Below are 18,973 nucleotides of genomic sequence, written 5' to 3'. Positions count from 1 at the left end.
CGGCCCGGATCAACCCCGCGGATGCAGGATGTCCGCCAGGAAGCGCTGCGCGCGCGGATGCGCCGGCGCGCTGAAGAAGCGCTCGGGCGTATCCATCTCCAGGATTTCGCCCGCGTCCATGAACACCACGCGATCGCACACGTCGCGCGCAAAGCCCATTTCGTGCGTCACGCACACCATCGTCATGCCGTCCTTGGCCAGGCCCTTCATCACCTGAAGCACCTCGCCCACCATTTCCGGATCGAGTGCGCTGGTCGGCTCATCGAACAGCATCACGGGCGGCTGCAGGGCCAACGCGCGCGCGATCGCCACGCGCTGCTGCTGCCCGCCGGACAGCGATCCCGGATAGGCATCGATCTTGTGGGCCAGCCCCACGCGGTCGAGCAGGCTGCGCGCCAGTTCCACCGCTTCCTTGCGCGGCTGCTTGCGGATGTTCACGGGCGCGAAGATCACGTTTTCCAGCACGCTCATGTGCGGGAAGAGGTTGAACTGCTGGAACACGAAGCCGATCTTCTGGCGCAGCGCGTTCAGGTTGGCGCCCTTGCCGTAGATGTCCGCGCCATCGATCAGGATGCGGCCCTTTTCGATGGGTTCCAGGCGATTGATCGTGCGGATCATCGTGGACTTGCCGGACCCCGACGGCCCGCACACCACCAGCACTTCGCCGCGCGCGACCGACAGGTCCAGATCCTTGAGCACATGATGCTCGCCGTACCACTTGTTCACTTTCTCGAGTTTGATCATGTTTTTGTTCCTTTAAGCCATGGCCCGCGTGCGGCGGATGCGCAGGTCCAGCCAGCTCAAACCGCGGCTCAGGCTGAAGCACACGATGAAGTAGATGATGGCCAGAATGCCGAACACCTGCAGCGGCTGGGTCAGCACCAGGTTGTTGACCTGGTTGGCGGCAAAAGTCAGTTCGTTGACGCTGATGACGTAGCCCAGCGAGGTTTCCTTGATGGTGGACACGAACTGGCTGGTCATGCTGGGCAGCACGTTGAACAGCGCCTGCGGCAGCACCACCTTGCGCATCGTCGTCCAGTACCCCACGCCCAGCGAGCGCGAGGCTTCGATCTGGCCGCGCGGCACCGCCTCGATGCCGGAGCGGATCACCTCGGACAGGTACGCGCTTTCATACACCACCAGGGCGAAGATCAGCGTCCAGAAGCCGCTGACCACCTGGCCCGTGATCTTGGGCACCACGAAGTACGCCCAGAAGATCAGCATCAGCAGCGGCATGCCGCGCACCACATTGACCAGCACCTTGCTGGCCGAGCGCAGCCACCCGTAGGGGCTTACCCGGGCCAGCGCGACCAGGAGCGCCAGCGGCAGGGACATTGCCAGGCCGAGCGCAGCCAGGATCAGCGTCAGCGCCAGTCCGCCCAGCGGGCCGTTGGGGTATTGGCCCACGAGCAGCGTGGGCCAGTATTGCATCAGGAGATCAAGCACCATGGCCTCCGCGGTTCAGACGATAACGGGCGTAGATGCGCGATCCGAGCGCCATGATCAGGAACGATCCCAGCAGGTACATGATCGTCGCCGCGCCGAAGGTGGCGAAGGTGCGGTAGGTCTCGTTTTCGATTTCCCGCGCCTGGTAGGTCAGCTCCATCACGCCGATCGCCATGGCCACGCTGGTGTTCTTGAAGAGCAGCAGCGCGCGGCCGACCAGCGGCGGAATGGAAATGCGCAGCGCCTGCGGCACGATGACGAAGCGCATGCATTGCAGATAGCTGGCGCCCAGCGCGCGGGCGGCCTCGAACTGCGTGCCGGGAATGGCGCGCAGACCGCTGCGGATGTCTTCGGCAATGTAGGCGGCCGAACCCAGCGCCAGCGCGATCGCGGCCAGCGACATTTCGGCGTTGTGCGCGTACAGCCACATCCGGAACCCTTCGGGCAGCAGCTCAGGCATGCCGAAGTACCAGAACAGCACCTGCACGAGCAGCGGCACGTTGCGGTGGTATTCCACATAGGCGTCGACCAGCCAGCGGCACGGCGCCAGATTGGTGGCGCGCACCACCACCAGCGTCACCGCGATGGAAAACGCCATGACCCATGCAACCAGGAACAGTTGCACGGTGACCGCCATGCCGCTGAGCAGCAGCTGGTATTGGGAAGCGTCTAGAAAGCTCATAAACCTGTCAATCTCCTGCGTTCGGGCGCGCAACGCCAAGCATCACGGCTTCCCGCGCATCGCCTTGCAAGACGCGGGAAGCCGTGATGGGAACTGGCGAACGGCAGCGCTCGGGTCGGCCCCTTAGCCGGCGATCGGGCCGATCTTGAAGCCGCGCTCCAGCTTGTAGGGGGTGTCGGGGCCAAACCACTTGTCGAACAGCTTGGCCGCCGCGCCCGAGGTTTCGGCCTCGTCCAGCGCCTGATTCACCGTTTCCAGGAAACGCGGCTCGGACTTGCGCACGCCAAGGCCCCACGGTTCATCGAACACCGCCTTGGCAATGACGCTGACCGGCGCGGTGGGCGGGCTTTGCAGCACCAGGCGCGCCAGCACCAGCTCGGAGGCAAACTGCGCGTCCACCTTCTTCTGCTGCAGCGCCAGGTACGTGGCCGAGCTGTCGCCATAGCCAATGACCTGCGACTTGTCGAGAATGCGCTTGATCTCGCGCTCGGAGCTGGAACCCTTGGTGGCGCCGATGCGGCGGCCGTTCAGGGCTTCGATCGAGTCCAGGCCCGAATCCTTGCGCACCATCAGCTTTTGCGGGCTGACGTAGTACGCGTGGCTGAAGGAAATCTGCTGCGCGCGGTCGGGCGAATAGCCCAGGTTGGCCGCCAGGATGTCCACGCGCCCTTCGTTCAGTTCCGGCACGCGCGCCGCCACCGACAGCAGCTTGTAGTTGACCTTGACGCCCAGCTTGTCGGCGACGAGCTTGCACACGTCCACGTCATAGCCCACCAGTTGGCGCGTCGCGCCGTCCTGGAAGCTGAACGGCTGCGACGTGCCCAGCGTGCCGCAAACCAGCTCGCCGCGCGCCTTGATGTCGTCAAGCTGATCGGCGTGGGCAAGTCCGCCCGCGGCCAGCGAAGCCAGGCCCAGGCAGGCGGCGAAGAGAGTGTGACGCTTCATGGTTCATTCCCCTTGAATGGTTGTTAGGTGTACAGACTGGCGATGACGCCGTATCGGTGCGAAAGCGTGGCCGTCAGGCCAGCTTGGCGCAGGCCTCGCGGATGGCGGCGCATCCCTGCCGGATATCGTCCAGCGATGCCGCAAACGACAACCGGAAGGTGCCGGGCGCGCCGTAGGCATGGCCGTCGATGACCGCCACGCCGGCTTCGCGCAGCAGGTAATGCGTGAGGTCCGTGTCGCTGGCGATCACGTCGCCAGCGGGCGTCTGCTTGCCCAAGAGGCCCGAGCAGTCCGGAAAGACATAGAACGCGCCCTGCGGCACGACGATGTCCAGGCCCGGCGCGCCGGACAATTCAGCGATCGCCAGGTCGCGGCGTTCGCGGAACACCTTGGCGAATTCAACAACGCAGTCCTGCGGACCCGTCAGGGCTTCCAGCGCGGCCGCCTGGCTGACCGACGAGGCGCCCGACGTGCTTTGCGACTGCAGAATCGCCATCGCCTTGATCAGTTCGTCGGGACCGGCGCCGTAACCGATGCGCCAGCCCGTCATGGCATAGGCCTTGGACACGCCATTGACGACCAGCGTGCGCGCGGCCAGTTCCGGCGCCACTTGCAGCGGATGCACCGTCGGCTCGCCGGTGAAGTTCAGGCGCGCGTAGATGTCGTCGGTCATCAGCCAGACGTGCGGATGACGCGCAAGGACCTCGGTCAGGCCGCGCAGCTCGTCCGCGGTGTAGACCGATCCCGTCGGGTTGCTGGGGGCATTCATCATCAGCCACTTGGTGCGCGGCGTGATGGCGCGTTCCAGCGCGTCGGGCGTTACCTTGTAATCGGTGGCGGGTGACGTTTCCACGGCCACCGGCACGCCGCCGTTGACCAGGACCATGTCCGGATACGACACCCAGAACGGTGCGGGAATCAGCACTTCGTCGCCATCGTTCAGCGTCGCGGCCAGGCCGTTGAAGATCACCTGCTTGGCGCCGGTGCTGACGATGACGCGCGACGCCGGGTATTCCACGCCGGTCGCTTCCAGCAGATGGGCGGCCGCGGCCTTGCGCAGGGCAACCGTGCCCTGCGCCGGCGGGTACTTGGTTTCGCCGCGGTTCATGGCGGCGGTGGCGGCCTGGCGGATGTGTTCGGGCGTCGAGAAGTCCGGTTCGCCAATGGTCAGGTCGATGATGCGGCGGCCCTGCTCGCGCAGTTCGGCAATGATGGCGCGCGCGGCGACGCTGGGCGACAGCTTGATGCGCTTGATGCGGTCGGCAACGATGCTCATTTGGCCGCCCCCGTCTTTTCCGCCAGCGTCTTTTCCAGCCACGGCTTGGTGTACGTGCCAGCGCGCAGCTTTTCCTTGGCCACGGCTTCGTCGGCTTCTTTCTTCAGGGCCAACGCCAGCACGGCGCTGGCGTGTTCGGCGGGGATCACCACCACGCCGTCGGCATCGCCCACGACCACGTCGCCGGGGTTGACCACCTGGCCGCCGACCGACACGGGCACGTTGATCTCGCCCGGGCCGTCCTTGTAGGGGCCCTTGTGCGACACGTCGCGGGCAAAGCAGCCGAATTCGCCCTGGGCGAACACGTCCGCATCGCGCACCGCGCCGTCGATCACAAAGCCCTCGATGCCGCGCGACTGCGCGTCCATCATCATCAGTTCGCCCACCAGCGCGTTGCTGGTGTCGCCCGAGCCGTCCACAACGATCACGTCACCCGCGCCGCCCAGCGAAATCGCCTTGTGGATCATCAGGTTGTCGCCCGGACGGGTCTTGACGGTGAGGGCCACGCCTACCGTGCGGCGCGCGCCGTTATGCAGCGGACGCAGGCCCGACACGCCGTACAGGCGATTCATGCAGTCGCTGATCTGGGCCGAGCCGATGCTGGCGAAACCGGCCAGCACGTCAGCGGCGACGGCCGGCTCGGGCCGGGAAAGAATGCGATAACCGATGGGATTCATAAGGAAAGTCAGGTGTGAATGCAGGAAGCGTTGAAGCGAACCTGCATTACAAAGCCGCGCAAGCCTTTCCTCAAAACGATATAAATTCCCAGCGATCCACGAATTTTTTTCGTGGATTACGCGGTTTAAGGGTTATCCCTTATTCCTGCATCAACGGTCAGTCATCCCCGCCCGACGCACCGCGCGCCTCGGACAACGCGACCGTCAGGTGCATGACCTTCTTCTTGAGCTGATCGCGCTCGTCGGTCAGCTTGGCCAGCAATTGACGCAGCCGCGCGATCTCGGCCGGCATGTCCGCGATGTCTTCAATGGGCTCTTCGGGCGGCGCCTCGCGCGGCGGCGGCGCCTTGGCCTGGCGGACCTCGCGGGCGGCCTGCTGCAGTTCCTTGCGTCCGCCGGCAACGGCGGCGGCCTGCCGTTCGGCCGGCAGCGACGCCACGGCGGCTGCGGCGTTGATGGAGATGGCGCCTTCCTTTACCGCGCGCACCAGTTCCGGCGCCGCGGACTTCTGGATCTTTTCGATTTGCCCGAGCGTATTGCTGCTGATGCGGGCGGCGCGCGCCAGGGCCTGGCGGCTGGGGACGGCCGGTTTCCAGTCCGGATTGGCATGACCGCGCATCGGCGCGGCGCTGGCCCCGGGCGCGTCCTCGTCCCAGGGCGGGGAATCGTCCGTGGCGGAACTGTCCGCCTGCGAGCCTTCAGGCGCCCCGTCACCCGCAGCCGCGCCCTCTTCCGGACCGGTGCGCGCCAGCAGGATTTCCTTCTTGCGCAGCGCCAGCACGCCCCGCTGGAAGTCCGACACGCTGCGACGGCCCAGGTGGTTTTCGATCATCCACAGATGCACGTCCTCGATGGACTTGAAGTGCGGATTCTGGATGGTCTGGAACGGGATGTTGTGCTTGCGGCACAGCGCGTAGCGGTTGTGGCCGTCGACCAGCAGGTCGCCCCACAGCACGAGGGCGTCGCGGCAGCCTTCGGCCAGCAGGCTGCGCTCCAGCGCGGCGTGTTCGTCCTCGGTCAGCGGGTCTATATAGGCGCGCAGGCCTTCGTCTACTCTGATTTCCATGGTGTCCAAATAAAGTCGGGCCGCGCCCTACGCCAGCCCCTGCCCGCGCAGCACGTCCTGGATGGCCGCCAGGCGCGCCACGGGATCGGTCAGGGCCAGCAGCGTTGCCTTGTCGTCCGGGGGCAGCGGTAGCAGTTCGCACCAGCGGTTTGCCACCCAGCCGCAATCGTCCAGTCGGAACGGCGGGGCCAGCGGCATTCTTTCGGCGGGCACGCCGTCCTGCTGCCACTGCGCCACCAGCCGGCCCAGCGCATCGGCGCTGGCCTGCATGGTTGCGGGCACGGGCGTGGGCGGGTCATCGGCGATGGGCTCGGCCTCACCCATCCAAAGGCCGTATTTTGCCACCTCGCTGGACCGCAGCCGAAAGCGCGAGGCGCCCCGGCACCGGATTTCCAGCAATGCCGGCATGGGCGCCTCCCAGGTTTCGACCCGCGCCATGGTGCCCACGGGCGACAGCGTCTCGACGCCTTCGGGCGAGCGGACCTCGCTGCCGGCCAACAGGCCCACGATACCGAACTCGGTATCGTCGGCGATGCTGCGGCGGATCATGTCCAGGTAGCGCACCTCGAAGATGCGCAAATGCACCACCCCCGCGGGAAACAGTGCATTGGAAAGCGGAAACAAAGGAATCAGCGACATGGCCGCCTCCTGGTCATTTCACGTGGAAGGCATCGTCCACCGGCACCTGCAGCGCCGTCGCCAGCGCATTGGTCTGCGACGCCATCGCCATCACCGCGAGCAGTTCGGCGTGCTGGCCATCGGTCATGCCCTTGGCTCGGGCCGAGGCCGTGTGGGAGTGGACGCAATACGAGCAGCCATTGGCGGTGGACACCGCGATGTAGATCATTTCGCGCACCAGCGGCGACAGCTCGCCCTCGGCCATCATCACTGTCTTGAGCTGCTCCCAGACGCTGCGCATCCGCGGCGGATCGTTGGCCAGCGCCCGCCAGAAATTGTTGACGAAGTCCGATTTGCGCGTGGCGCGGATGTCCTCGAACACTGCCCATGCCTCGGGATTTCTGCGGATCTCGTCATCGCTCAGGAGCCTTACCGTGCTCATTGTCCCTCTCCATTGTGAAAAAACGCGTTACGGCCCCGCTGTGCCGCGGCGGCCCCGCTTTGCCCTATCATGGGCCGCAGCCGGCCAGTCAGGTGTTGCGGCCGTCGTACGGAATGCGGGTCAGCGCGGTCAGATCCACGTCTTGCAGGCAACGCACGTTGACCGCCGCGGTCTCCTTGCCTTCGGCGCCCACGCCAAAGCCGAATGGCGCACAGCCGCAGTTGGAACAGAAATGGTGCGAAATCACGTGCTTGTTGAAGGTGTACGTGGACATGGCCTCGGTGGACGATGTGATGCGCAAGGCCGCGCGCGGCACGAACCACAGCAGATAGCCCTTGCGGCTGCAGTGCGAGCAATTGCATTCCAGCACCTGGGACACATCGCCATCGACTTCATAGGCGATTTGTCCGCAGTGGCAGCTTCCTAGTTGCATTGATTGTCTCCCGGCCGTTAACGGATCAGACTCCCATCATAGGCTTGCGCCGCCCGCCTTGGCCATGCGGACGCACCGCATACCACCCCGCACGGAGCCATCATGCCCCAGTTATCCGCGTATCTCAGTTTTGACGGCAATTGCGCCGAGGCCATGCGCTTCTACGAACGCGTGCTGGGCGGCCGCCTGGATGCGCTGATCCGCTACGCCGATGCGCCGCCCGATGCCGCCATGCCGGTGCTCTCGGACGAGGACGCCGGGCGCATCATGTACGCCCGCCTGACGCTGGACGAACAGACCTTGCTGGGCAGCGATGCCACCGCCGGCCATCCCTACCCCGGCAACCGGGGGGTGGCGCTGGCGCTGGTGTATCCCACCGTCTCGGACGCGCACCGCGTGTTCGACCATCTGGCCGAGGGCGGCAGCGTCACGATGCCGTTGCAAAAGACGTTCTGGGCAGAAGCCTACGGTGCGCTGGTCGACCGGTATGGCACGCGCTGGATGGTAAGCGGCGGCCGCATGACCCACTGATCATCCCGGCGCTCAGCCGCGCGGGCCAAAGACGGATTTGGGCGGGCGGCCATAAAAGCGTGTGAACGCCGCGCTGAAGTTGGCCGGATGGCGATACCCGACGCGATATGCGGCCTGCGCAACCTGGCAGCCGGTCTCCAGCAACGCCCAGGCGCGCTGCATGCGCAGTTCGGTCAGCAGCCGGTGGGGACTGGTGCCGTACCGCCTGCGGAATCCTTCCTTCAGCTTGAATTCATTCAAGCCGGTGGCCATGCAGAGGTACTGCACGGTCAGGTCGCGATCCATCTGCTCACGCATCAGCGTGTGCGCCGCTTCCAGCCGCGCCTCGTCGGCGTCGCTGAAACGGCCCGGCTGCGGCGCGGGCGCCAGCGCGCGCAATTGCCGCGACAGCAGCGTCAGCGCGCGGATGTGCGTGTCCAAGGGGTCGCCGCCGTCCGCCAGTTCGGCGCCCGCCGCGGCAAGGCCGGCACTGGTTTGCCCTTGCTGCAGGCAACGCACGCCGCCTTCGCCCAGCAGCGTCCGCGCGCGTTCGTCGCCCGCATAGCGCCGCAGCACGCGTTCGCCGACCAGCAGCCGCAGTTGCGACACCGTGCAGCCGGCCAGATAGCGGCGCTCGCCGGCGCCGCGCGAGAACGCGGCCACCGTCGTGCGGCCGCCGCGGAACTCCAGGCCGGCGCCGTCCGCGCCCTGGAACGACGACACGCCCTGCATGGCGAGCGTGATGGCCAGCATCCGGCCATCATGTCCCGCGGCGCTCTCCTCAATCAGATCGCGCGTGGGCGCGTAGTGCGAATGCACCAGCGTCAGACCGTCTTCGAGGTCGAGCCGGTCGGTATGGCAGGCGCCAAGATCGGCGGGCAGCGCATGACGCCGCCAGCCGGCCCGCGGCGTGCCGGCTGGCGTGGCAAGCGTTGAGGAAATCCGGGTGACCATGGTTTTCAATACAAATGAATCCGGAATGCATACAAGATCAAATGATAGTAGTTCTCATCCGGCAATACCATCGTGGAACGGCCGCGATCCGATGGCGGCCGCCCGATCAGGAAGACTCATGCATTCAGACCAAACCCATCCGCTGCAACCTTATTGGAACCTTGCCGCCGCGCCGGTACAGGCCGCGGCCCTGGACGCCGCCTTGCAATTTGGCGTGTTCGAACGATTGATCGAGCCCGCGAGCGCCGCGCAGGCGGCCGACGCGCTGGGCCTGCGGCCGTGGCAGACCGCGAGCCTGCTCGACATGCTGTGGAGCCTGGACCTGTTGCATCGCATCGACGGCACGCCCGCGCGCTACGTCTGCCAGGCGCACACCCGCCAGCATTTCTGCAAAGATCAGCCCGGCTATTGCGCGGACGCGTGGCGCCACCGGCGGCGTTCGCTGGCGCATGTGGGCGATCAGTTGGCCGAACTCCTGAATCCGGACGGCCCCGCGCCCGATCCCTATGTGCAGACCGACGCCAAAGGCTGGGCCGAGGCCGCGCGCGTGCAGATTGCGCAGGAACAGCGCGCGATGGCGGTGGCGGCGGCGCGTGAAGCGATTCGCTGCGTGCCCGGCGCGGCGCAAGCCCGGCGCATCCTGGATCTGGGCGGCGGGCCTGGGCTGATCGGCATCGACCTCGTGCAAGCCCACGACCAAGCCACCGGCGTCGTCTTCGACTGGCCCGAGGCTGCCGCCGTGGCGCAGGAAAACATCGAACGCGCCGGGCTGTCCGCCCGCATGGCGGTGCTGGGCGGCGACCTGGCGCGTGATCCCATCGGCCAGGACTACGACCTGATCTGGTGCTCGTCCGTGCTGCATTTCGTGCCGGACGCGGTGGCCGTGCTGCGCAAGATGCGCGACGCGCTGGCGCCCGGCGGGCTGCTGGTGATGGCCCATGCCGAAGTCCCGGCCGACGCGCTTGCGGCCGCCCGCGTGATGGCGTTCTATCTGCCCATGATGCTGCTGGGCAGGCGGGTGACGCGCCACGGAGACCTGAACCGGATGCTGCTCGACGCAGGTTTTACGGACGTGAGCGGCTTCGATGCGCCGGCCTTTCCCATGGCGCCCTTGCGCGTGCTGGCCGCGCGCCGGCCGCGGATCGAGGCCCGAATCTAAACCAAGCGCCTCGCTTCAACCGCCCGGCCGGTGCGCCGCCAGCACCTCGTGCAGCGACTGCGCCGCGCCTTGCAGCACAGGCACCGCGCGCAGCAGATCGTCCAGCATCACCCGCGCGGTCGGCGCATGGCAGGCCACCGCCGCCACCACGCGGTCCTCGCCGTCGCGCACCGGCACCGCCACCGCGCTCATGCCGCGCACGAACTCCTCGTTGTCGATGCCGATGCCGCGCACCGCCAGCCTCTCGAGTTCGGCTTCCAGCTTGGCCGGGTCGGTCAGCGTGCGCGGCGTATTGCGCGTGAGCGGCAGGCGCGCCAGCACGCGGCCACGCTCCAGGCGATTCATCGACGCCAGAAACAGCTTGCCGCTGGCCGTGCAGTGCATGGGCACGTGGCTGCCCACGGCAAAGAACAGGCGCAGGGGCTCGGACGTTTCGACGCGCTCCATGTAGACGACCTGGTCACCGTCGGGCGCGGTCAGGTTGCACGTTTCCCCCAACGTGCCCACCAGCTTGGTCAGCACCGCGCGGCACGCCCGCGTGAAGGCGCTGGCGCGCAGCGTGGCCAGCGCCAGCGAGGTCGCTTGCGGACCCGGCACGAAACCGTTTTCAGTGGGTGTCGCGGCCACAAAGCCCGCGCGCTGCATGGCCGCCAAAAGGCGCATCAGCGTGGTCTTGGGCATGTCCAGCCGCTGCGCCAGCTGCGCGAGCGTGGGCGGATGCTGCGCCCGGGCCAGGTGATCCAGCACCAGCAATGCCCGCAGCGAACGGGCGGCCTCCTGCTGCCCGCCCGCGTCATCGGACCGGCCGTCGGCGGCCGATTCCGATGCTGCACTGCGATTTTGAAACCGAAGCTGCATGTTCTGTTCCATTTGTCTGCCCCAGCGCGTGTTGTGCTTTGTTCTGTGCGCGCGCTTCCTAGAATCGCCTCAGATGCCGGCCTGGTCCGCATTGCGGAGCGCGAGCCGGTCGGACCTGCCGAACAATATAAGGGAGACCGCGCGGATATGTCCGATACCGTCGATTACATCGTGGTGGGCGCCGGCTCGGCCGGATGCGTGATGGCGAACCGGTTGAGTGCGGACGGCGCGCACACGGTGTGCCTGCTGGAGGCCGGTCCCAAGGACACCTATCCCTGGATCCACATTCCCATCGGCTATGGCAAGACGATGTTCCACAAGGTGGTGAACTGGGGCTTCTATACGGACCCGGACCCCAACATGCTGGACCGGCGCATTTACTGGCCGCGCGGCCGCACGCTGGGCGGATCCAGCGCCATCAACGGCCTCATTTACATCCGCGGCCAGCGGCAGGACTACGACGCCTGGGCCGCTGCCGGCAACACGGGCTGGGGCTGGGACGACTGCCTGCCCTGGTTCCGCAAGCTGGAAAACAACGACCTGGGACCCGGCCCCACGCGGGGCACGGACGGGCCGCTGAACGCCACGTCCATCAAGACGCCGCATCCGTTGGTAGAAGCGCTGATCGCCGCCGCGGGCAAGCTGGGCGTGCCGCACGTGCGCGACTTCAATAACGGCGACCAGGAGGGCGTGGGCTATTACCAGCTCACCACGCGCAATGGCCGCCGCTGCTCCACCGCCGTGGCCTATCTGCGCCCCGCGCAGGACCGGGCCAACCTGCGCATCGAGACCGACGCGCACGCGATGGCGGTGCTGTTCGAAGGCAGCCGCGCCTGCGGCGTGCGTTTCCGGCAAGGCGGCCAGGTCCGCACGCTGCGCGCCCGGCGCGAAGTCGTGCTGTGCGCGGGCGCCCTGCAATCGCCGCAGCTGCTTCAGCTATCGGGCGTCGGCCCGGCCAGCCTGCTGCGCGAGTTCGGCATCGGCGTCGTGCGCGACTTGCCCGGCGTGGGCGAGAACCTGCAGGACCATCTGCAGATCCGCCTGATCTACGAGACCACCCGCCCCATCACCACCAATGACCAGTTGCGCAGCCTGACCGGCCGGCTACGCATGGGGCTGCAATGGCTGTTGCTGCGCAGCGGTCCGCTGGCCGTCGGCATCAATCAGGGCGGCCTGTTCTGCCGCGTCGATCCGGCCAGCCGCACGCCCGACACCCAGTTCCATTTCGCGACCCTGTCGGCCGACATGGCCGGCGGCAAGGTGCATCCGTTTTCCGGTTGCACGTATTCGGTGTGCCAGTTGCGGCCGACCTCGCGCGGCCGGGTGCGCCTGCGCAGCACGGATCCGTTCGAGGCGCCATCCATGCAGCCCAATTACCTGTCGACCGAACTGGACCGCCGCATGGCGGTGGCCGCCGTCCGCTATGCCCGCCAGGTCGCCGCGACCGAGCCGCTGTCCGGTCTGATGAAACGGGAATTCCGACCCGGCCCGGACGTGCAGACGGACGATGAGATCCTGCACTTTTGCCGCGAATATGGCGCGACCATCTTCCACCCGTCGGGCACGGCGAAGATGGGTCCGCGCAGCGATCCGCTTGCCGTCGTCGACGAACGCCTGCGTGTGCACGGCGTGTCGGCGCTGCGCGTGGTGGATTGCTCGATCATGCCCACGCTGGTCTCGGGCAACACCAACGCGCCGGTCGTGATGCTGGCCGAGCGCGCGGCGGATTTCATGCTGCAAGACGTGCGGCAGGCGCGCGCGCAAGTCGTGCGCACGCCCGCCCGGATGGAAATGACGGACCCCGGTTAGGAATTCCATATCGCAGACAGACCCGGCCGCGGCAGCGCAGATTGCCCGGCCGACCCACCAAAGGAGACTGGACATGGCCAAGCAAAACGAAGCGGCGGTGCGCAAAGTCGTCACCGCCTCGCTGATCGGCGCCACCATCGAGTGGTACGACTTTTTCCTGTATGGCGTCGTCGCCGGCATCGTATTCAACAAGCTGTACTTTCCGACCGGCGACCCGCTGGTCTCGACCATGTTGGCGTACACGACCTTCGCCGTGGGCTTTGTCACCCGGCCGCTGGGCGGGCTGATCTTCGGCCACTTCGGCGATCGCATCGGCAGAAAGAGCATGCTGGTGATGACGCTGATGATCATGGGCATTGCCACCTTCCTGATCGGTCTGGTGCCCACATACGACATGATCGGAATCTGGGCGCCCATCCTGCTGCTTCTCTTGCGCGTGTTCCAGGGGATCGGGCTGGGCGGCGAATGGGGCGGCGCGGTGCTCATGGCCTATGAGTACGCGCCGCCGGAGAAAAAAGGCTTTTATGCGTCGCTGCCGCAGATCGGGCTGGCCATCGGGCTGTGCCTGGCATCCGGCACGGTGGCGCTGCTGTCTGTCCTGCTGACCGACGAGCAATTCATGGCGTGGGGCTGGCGCGTCGCCTTCCTGGCGTCCGCGGCCATGGTGGCCGTGGGCATGTACATCCGGCTCAACATCAAGGAGACGCCCGAGTTCACGGCGGTCAAGGCGCAGAACGCCGAAAGCCGCATCCCGTTCATGGACATGATGCGGCGCTATCCCGGCAACGTCGTCAAGGGCATGGGCGCACGCTATATCGACGGCGTGTTCTTCAACGTCTTTGGCGTGTTCTCGATCTCGTTCCTGACGCAGTCGGTGCAGATCACGCGGACCGAGGCGCTGATCGGGGTGATGGCGGCGGCGCTGGTGATGTGCTTTTTCATCCCGTTCTTCGGGCGCCTGTCCGACCGCATCGGCCGCACGCGCGTGTACTTCTGGGGATCGCTCATCACCGCCGCGGCGTCGTTCCCGGGCTTCTGGATGATGATCAACAGCGGCGGCAACGTGATGCTGATCTGGCTGGCGATCATCATTCCGTTCGGGATCCTGTATGCCGCCATCTACGGACCGGAGGCCGCGCTGTTCTGCGAGCTTTTCGACGCCAAGGTCCGCTACACCGGCATTTCCTTCGTCTACCAGTTCTCGGGCATCTTCGCGTCCGGCATCACGCCCATCATCGCGACCGCGCTGCTCAAGACCGGCGGCGGGCAGCCATGGCTGATCTGCCTGTACGTGCTGTTCGCGGGCGTGGTGTCGGCGTTCTGCGCGTGGCTGATCGGGCGCGGCAAGCAGCCGGTGGAGCTGGACGGCGCGGGCCAGCCGTCCATGCAGGGGGCCGGGCTGCGCAAGGCGTAGGCGGACGGCGGGACGGTTCGGCGTGCAACAGACCCGCGCAGCCCGCCCCGCTCAGTCCAGCGCCGCCTGCGGCGGCTGCTGGGCCGGCCAGCCGCCGCCCAGCGCCTTGAACAGGGTCGCCAGCGCCGCCTGGCGCTGCGCGCTGACGTCGATGTAGGTGATCTGGTCCGTATAGGCGCTGCGCTGCGCGTCCAGATAGCGCAGGTGGCTGTCGACCCCGCCGCGATAACGCGCCTCGGACAACTGCATGGCGATCTGGCTGGACTGCGCCAGCGCAAGGCGCGACGCCTCTTCGCGGCGCAGCGTCTCGGTGGCCACCAGCGCGTCGGACACCTCGCGAAACGCCGTCTGGATCGTCTTTTCATACTGCGCCACGGCGATATCCTTGCGCACGCTGGCCAGATCCAGATTGGCCACATTGCGCCCGCCGGCAAAGATCGGCAGCGTGATCTGCGGCGCGAACGACCAGGCGCGCTGGCCGGATTCGAACAGGCCCGACAGGTCCGCGCTGGAACTGCCGAACAGCCCGGTCAGCGAAATGCTGGGAAAGAACGCCGCCCGCGCCGCGCCGATGCTGGCATTGCGGGCCTGCAACTGATGTTCGGCGGCCAGGATGTCGGGCCGGTTCTCCAACAGCGCCGACGGCGCGCCCGCCGCGATCTCCTGCACCAGCATCGGCGCATCGGCCGTGCGCACCGGCAGGTACGGCGACAGGTCGCTGATCCCCACCAGCAGGCCAAGCGCATTGCCGGCCTGGCGGACTTCGCGGTCCATGCGTTCCATTTCCGCGCGCGACTGTTCGGTCAGGCCCAGCGCTTCCTGGTAGTCCAGCGCCGTGGCCGTGCCCGCCTGGCGGCGCTTGACGATCAGTTCCAGCGACGACTCGCGGCTGGCCAGCGTCTGGCGGGTGACATCCAGGCGGCGCTGCGCGCTGTCGCGGGCCACATAGGCCTGAATCACCTCGGCCACCAGGCTGATCTGCGCGCTGCGCGCCGTGGCCTCGGTCGACAGGTATTCCTGCAGGGCGGCGTCCGACAGGCTGCGCACGCGGCCGAACAGATCAAGTTCAAAGGCGGTCAGACCCAGACCGGCCTGGTAATTGCTTTGCACCGCCGACTCGCCCGTGGCGTTCAGATCGCCGGGAACACGTTGGCGCGTGCCCGTGCCCTGCGCATTGATGCCGGGCAGCCGGTCCGCGCGCGTGATCTGGTATTGCGCCCGGGCCGCCTCGATGTTGAGCAGCGACTGGCGCAGGTCGCGGTTGTTGGCCAGCGCCAGTTCCACCAGCTTGCGCAAGGCGTCGTCGGTGACGAAGGACTGCCAGTCCAGCGTGGCCGCGGCGGACTCGCCGGGGCCAGTCGACGCCAGGCTCCAGTTGTCACCGAGGGGCGACGCCGGGCGTTCATAGACAGGCGCCAGCGAGCAGCCCGCGAGCGCCGCGGTCAGCAGCAGCGCGGACATCCGCAAGGGAAAGAAGGTCTGCAACATGAATTACTCCTGCACCGTGCGCGGCGTGGCGTCGGGGGTGGGCTTGGACTTGGGCGAGTCTTTGCCCCGCTTGCGCTGCACCAGCGACAGCACCCACACGAAGAAGATGGGGACGAAGATCACGCCCAGCAGCGTGGCGGTCAGCATGCCGCCGATCACGCCCACGCCCAGCGCGCGCTGGCTGGCCGCGCCCGCGCCGGTGGCCAGCGCCAGCGGCACGACGCCCAGGATGAACGCCAGCGACGTCATCACGATGGGGCGGAAGCGCAGCTTGGCGGCCTGGATGGCGGCGTCGGCCAGGGAATGCCCCTGCTCGCGCAGGCTCTTGGCGAACTCCACGATCAGGATGGCGTTCTTGGCCGCCAGGCCGATGATGGTGATGAGCCCCACCTTGAAGTACACGTCGTTCGGCATGCCCAGCACCGTCACCGCCAGCACCGAACCCAGCGCGCCGATCGGCACGATCAGCATCACGGACGCCGGAATCGACCAGCTTTCATACAGCGCGACCATCAGCAGGAACACCACCAGGAATGCCAGTGCGAACAGCATGGGCGCCTGCGAGCCGGCGAACTTCTCCTGGTACGACAGGCCGGTCCACTCGTAGCCGATGCCATCCGGCAGGCCTGCCACGATGCGCTCGATCTCGGCCATCGCCTGGCCGGTGCTGCTGCCCGGCATCGCGTCGCCCGCGATCTTGAAGGCCGGATAGCCGTTGTAGCGGGAGATCTGCACGGGGCCGTTCTCCCAGTCCGTCTTCACGAACGCGCTGAGCGGAACCATGCCGCCGGTCTTGTTGGGCACGTTCAGTTGCAGGATGCTCTCCGGCGTCATGCGATCGCGCACGTCGGCCTGCACCACCACGCGCTGCAGGCGTCCGGCGTTGGCAAAGTCATTGACCGTGGCCGACCCGTAGGCCGCCGAGATCGCCGTGCTGATGACGTCAAAGCCCACGCCCAGCGCCTCGGCCTTCTCGCGGTCGATGTCCAGGCGCAACTGCGGCGCGTCGGCCAGGCCTTCCATCATGGCGTAGGCGATCACGGGCGAACTGTTGGCCTGCGCCAGCAGCTGGTTGCGTGCGTCGGTCAGTGCCGCGCGGCCCAGGCCGCCGCGATCCTGCAGCCGCAGCGCGAAGCCGCCCGAATTGCCCAGCCCTTCGATGGGCGGGGGGTTGACGGCCATCACCGCGCCGTCGTCGATCACCGCAAATTTCGCGTTGACGCTGTCCGCCACGTCGGTGGCCGATTGGCCTTCGCCGCGCTCGGACCAGTCCTTGAGCGTGGGGAACGCGATGCCCGCGTTCTGGCCCGTGCCCGAGAAGCTGAAGCCCATGACGGTAAACGCATCGCCCATGGCATCCAGCGACAGCAGGTGCTGTTCGACGTCGGCCACCACCTTGTCGGTGCGCATGTGGGTCGCGCCCGGCGGCAACTGCACGTCGACGATGACGTAGCCCTGGTCTTCGGGCGGAACGAAGGATTCGGGCACGCGCACGTACAGCACGGCCAGCACGGCGACGATGGCCGCATAGATGACCATGTAACGGCCCGTGCGGCGCACCAGGCGCGTGTTCAGCGCCTCGAAGCGGCCCGTCAGGCGGTTGAAGACGCGGTTGAACCAGCCGAAGAAGCCCTTCTTTTCGTCGTGATGGCCTTTGGGAATGGGCTTGAGGAACGTGGCGCACAGCGCCGGCGTGAACGTCAGGGCCAGGAACCCCGAGAACAGGATCGACACCGCCAGCGACAGCGAGAACTGCTGGTAGATCACGCCGACCGAGCCGCTCATGAAGGCCAGCGGCAGGAACACGGCAGACAGCACCAGCGTGATGCCGACGATGGCGCCGGACACCTGCTCCATGGCCTTGACCGTGGCCTCGCGCGGCGACAGCCCCTCTTCCGCCATGATGCGTTCGACGTTCTCGACCACGACGATTGCATCGTCCACCAGAATCCCGATGGCCAGCACCATGCCGAACATGGTCATCATGTTGACCGAGAAGCCCAGCACCGACATCACCGCGAAGGTGCCCAGCAGACACACCGGCACCACGATGGTCGGAATCAGCGTGTAGCGGAAGTTCTGCAGGAACAGGAACATCACCAGGAAGACCAGCACCATCGCTTCCAGCAGCGTGTGCACCACCTTCGTGATGGCCACGCTGACGAACTTGGAGGTGTCGAACGGCACCGAATATTCAACGTCCTCGGGGAACGAGGCCGACAATTCTTCCAGGCGCGCGTTCACGGCCTTGACGGTGTCGATGGCGTTGGCGCCCGGCGCAAGCTGCACCGCCGCGCCCACCGACTTCTTGCCGTTCAGGCGCGTTTCGAAGTCATAGCTCTGGCGCCCCACTTCCAGACGCGCCACGTCGGCCAGGCGCACGGACGAGCCGTCCGCGTTGGCGCGCAGGACGATGCGCCCGAACTCCTCGGGATTGTCCAGCGTGCCCTTCACGGCCAGGGTCGCGGTCAGCTCCTGTTCGGGCGCGCCGGGTCGGCTGCCGAAGCTGCCGGCCGGCACCTGCACGTTCTGCGCGGCAATGGCCGCATTGACGTCGGCCACCGACAAGCCCAGGCCCAGCAGCTTCTGCGGATCGATCCACACGCGCATCGCGGCTTCGGCGCCGAAGAACTGCACCTTGCCCACGCCGTTCACGCGGCGGATCTCGTTGTTGATGTGGCGCGCGGCGTAGTCGGACAGGCCGACCACGTCCTTGTGCGCGTCCTCGCCCTTGTACGTCAGGGCGTAGATCATCAGGAAGTTCGAGCTGGCCTGCTCGACCTGCAGACCTTGCTGCGTCACGGCCGTGGGCAGGCGCGCCTCGGCCTTCTTGATGCGGTTCTGCACGTCGACCTGCGCCAGGTCCGGGTCCGTGCCCGGCTGGAACGTGACGGTGATTTCCGCGCTGCCGCTCGAACTGCTGGACGACTCGTAGTACAGCATGTTCTTCGCGCCGTTCAGCTCCTCCTCGATGACGCTGGTCACCGAATCGACGAGCACGGTCGCGGAGGCGCCGGGATAGGTGGCGGCAATCGTCACCTGCGGCGGCGCGACCACCGGAAACTGCGACACGGGCAGCGACGGAATCGCCAGCAGCCCCGCCAGCGAGATGAAGATGGCCACCACCCAGGCGAAATTGGGGCGGCCAATGAAAAACTTGGACATGGTCTAACCTCGGATTTGCGCGCGATTCATG

The 18,973-nt window shown here is 66.9% G+C and carries 18 protein-coding genes; 4 read left to right on the top strand and 14 right to left on the bottom strand.

Features of this window, described 5'->3' with window-relative positions; translation table 11 throughout:
• Positions 1–9: 9 nt before the first annotated feature.
• From CLM73_RS12345 to CLM73_RS12300, 10 genes are all read right to left on the bottom strand, one after another.
• Complete coding sequence (locus tag CLM73_RS12345) at positions 10–744, bottom strand: amino acid ABC transporter ATP-binding protein (protein WP_105238685.1); 735 nt, start codon at positions 742–744, stop codon at positions 10–12.
• Between the two features lie 12 nt (positions 745–756).
• Positions 757–1,446, bottom strand: a complete 690-nt coding sequence (locus CLM73_RS12340) for an amino acid ABC transporter permease (RefSeq protein WP_105241489.1) — start codon at positions 1,444–1,446, stop codon at positions 757–759.
• Complete coding sequence (locus tag CLM73_RS12335; RefSeq protein ID WP_056560585.1) at positions 1,439–2,128, bottom strand: amino acid ABC transporter permease; 690 nt, start codon at positions 2,126–2,128, stop codon at positions 1,439–1,441. Before CLM73_RS12335 ends, CLM73_RS12340 begins: the two co-directional genes overlap by 8 nt.
• Before the next feature lie 123 nt (positions 2,129–2,251).
• Positions 2,252–3,073 (bottom strand): ABC transporter substrate-binding protein, encoded by an 822-nt coding sequence (locus CLM73_RS12330; protein ID WP_056560583.1) that lies wholly within the window; start codon positions 3,071–3,073, stop codon positions 2,252–2,254.
• A 73-nt stretch (positions 3,074–3,146) separates the two neighbouring features.
• Positions 3,147–4,349, bottom strand: coding sequence for an aminotransferase class I/II-fold pyridoxal phosphate-dependent enzyme (locus CLM73_RS12325; protein ID WP_105238684.1), 1,203 nt, complete (start codon positions 4,347–4,349; stop codon positions 3,147–3,149).
• Positions 4,346–5,026 carry an RraA family protein gene (locus CLM73_RS12320; RefSeq protein ID WP_105238683.1) on the bottom strand — a complete coding sequence of 227 codons (681 nt, stop codon included), beginning with the start codon at positions 5,024–5,026 and terminating at the stop codon, positions 4,346–4,348. The genes CLM73_RS12325 and CLM73_RS12320 overlap by 4 nt, the downstream gene beginning before the upstream one ends.
• A gap of 157 nt (positions 5,027–5,183) precedes the next feature.
• Positions 5,184–6,092, bottom strand: a complete 909-nt coding sequence (locus CLM73_RS12315; protein WP_105238682.1) for a hypothetical protein — start codon at positions 6,090–6,092, stop codon at positions 5,184–5,186.
• Between the two features lie 27 nt (positions 6,093–6,119).
• Positions 6,120–6,731 carry an LON peptidase substrate-binding domain-containing protein gene (locus CLM73_RS12310; protein ID WP_105238681.1) on the bottom strand — a complete coding sequence of 204 codons (612 nt, stop codon included), beginning with the start codon at positions 6,729–6,731 and terminating at the stop codon, positions 6,120–6,122.
• 13 nt (positions 6,732–6,744) lie between these two features.
• On the bottom strand, positions 6,745–7,152 hold the full coding sequence (locus CLM73_RS12305; RefSeq protein WP_105238680.1) for a carboxymuconolactone decarboxylase family protein: 408 nt from the start codon (positions 7,150–7,152) through the stop codon (positions 6,745–6,747).
• Between the two features lie 88 nt (positions 7,153–7,240).
• The gene (locus tag CLM73_RS12300) at positions 7,241–7,585 is read right to left on the bottom strand and encodes a GFA family protein (protein ID WP_105238679.1); all 345 of its coding nucleotides are present in this window, start codon (positions 7,583–7,585) and stop codon (positions 7,241–7,243) included.
• 102 nt (positions 7,586–7,687) lie between these two features.
• On the opposite strand from CLM73_RS12300, the gene CLM73_RS12295 reads away from it, so the two are divergent.
• Positions 7,688–8,116 carry a VOC family protein gene (locus CLM73_RS12295; protein ID WP_105238678.1) on the top strand — a complete coding sequence of 143 codons (429 nt, stop codon included), beginning with the start codon at positions 7,688–7,690 and terminating at the stop codon, positions 8,114–8,116.
• Positions 8,117–8,128: 12 nt separating this feature from the next.
• Here CLM73_RS12295 and CLM73_RS12290 read toward each other — a convergent pair whose 3' ends face one another.
• Positions 8,129–9,049 carry a helix-turn-helix domain-containing protein gene (locus CLM73_RS12290; protein WP_105238677.1) on the bottom strand — a complete coding sequence of 307 codons (921 nt, stop codon included), beginning with the start codon at positions 9,047–9,049 and terminating at the stop codon, positions 8,129–8,131.
• Between the two features lie 118 nt (positions 9,050–9,167).
• Between CLM73_RS12290 and CLM73_RS12285 the strand changes: the two genes are divergently transcribed.
• On the top strand, positions 9,168–10,208 hold the full coding sequence (locus CLM73_RS12285) for a class I SAM-dependent methyltransferase (RefSeq protein WP_105238676.1): 1,041 nt from the start codon (positions 9,168–9,170) through the stop codon (positions 10,206–10,208).
• Positions 10,209–10,223: 15 nt separating this feature from the next.
• Here the strand turns inward: CLM73_RS12285 and CLM73_RS12280 are convergent, their stop codons facing one another.
• Entirely contained in the window at positions 10,224–11,078 is an 855-nt protein-coding gene (locus tag CLM73_RS12280) for an IclR family transcriptional regulator (RefSeq protein WP_105238675.1), read from the bottom strand.
• Positions 11,079–11,213: 135 nt separating this feature from the next.
• Here CLM73_RS12280 and CLM73_RS12275 point away from each other — a divergent pair, with 135 nt between their 5' ends.
• Together CLM73_RS12275 and CLM73_RS12270 are read left to right on the top strand one after the other, a co-directional pair.
• Positions 11,214–12,875 carry a GMC family oxidoreductase gene (locus CLM73_RS12275; protein WP_105238674.1) on the top strand — a complete coding sequence of 554 codons (1,662 nt, stop codon included), beginning with the start codon at positions 11,214–11,216 and terminating at the stop codon, positions 12,873–12,875.
• 73 nt (positions 12,876–12,948) lie between these two features.
• Positions 12,949–14,289, top strand: coding sequence for an MFS transporter (locus CLM73_RS12270; protein ID WP_105238673.1), 1,341 nt, complete (start codon positions 12,949–12,951; stop codon positions 14,287–14,289).
• A gap of 51 nt (positions 14,290–14,340) precedes the next feature.
• On the opposite strand, the gene CLM73_RS12265 is transcribed toward CLM73_RS12270, so the two are convergent.
• Together CLM73_RS12265 and CLM73_RS12260 are read right to left on the bottom strand one after the other, a co-directional pair.
• Positions 14,341–15,777: an efflux transporter outer membrane subunit gene (locus CLM73_RS12265; RefSeq protein WP_105238672.1), complete on the bottom strand. Its 1,437-nt coding sequence runs from the start codon at positions 15,775–15,777 to the stop codon at positions 14,341–14,343.
• Between the two features lie 3 nt (positions 15,778–15,780).
• On the bottom strand, positions 15,781–18,942 hold the full coding sequence (locus CLM73_RS12260; RefSeq protein WP_105238671.1) for an efflux RND transporter permease subunit: 3,162 nt from the start codon (positions 18,940–18,942) through the stop codon (positions 15,781–15,783).
• Between the last annotated feature and the right edge of the window lie 31 nt (positions 18,943–18,973).

This window comes from Achromobacter spanius, from assembly GCF_002966795.1.
Lineage (GTDB): Bacteria > Pseudomonadota > Gammaproteobacteria > Burkholderiales > Burkholderiaceae_B > Achromobacter > Achromobacter spanius_D.
The sequence above is the reverse complement of the archived record's forward strand: the minus strand, read 5'-3'. Positions and strand labels throughout refer to the sequence as shown.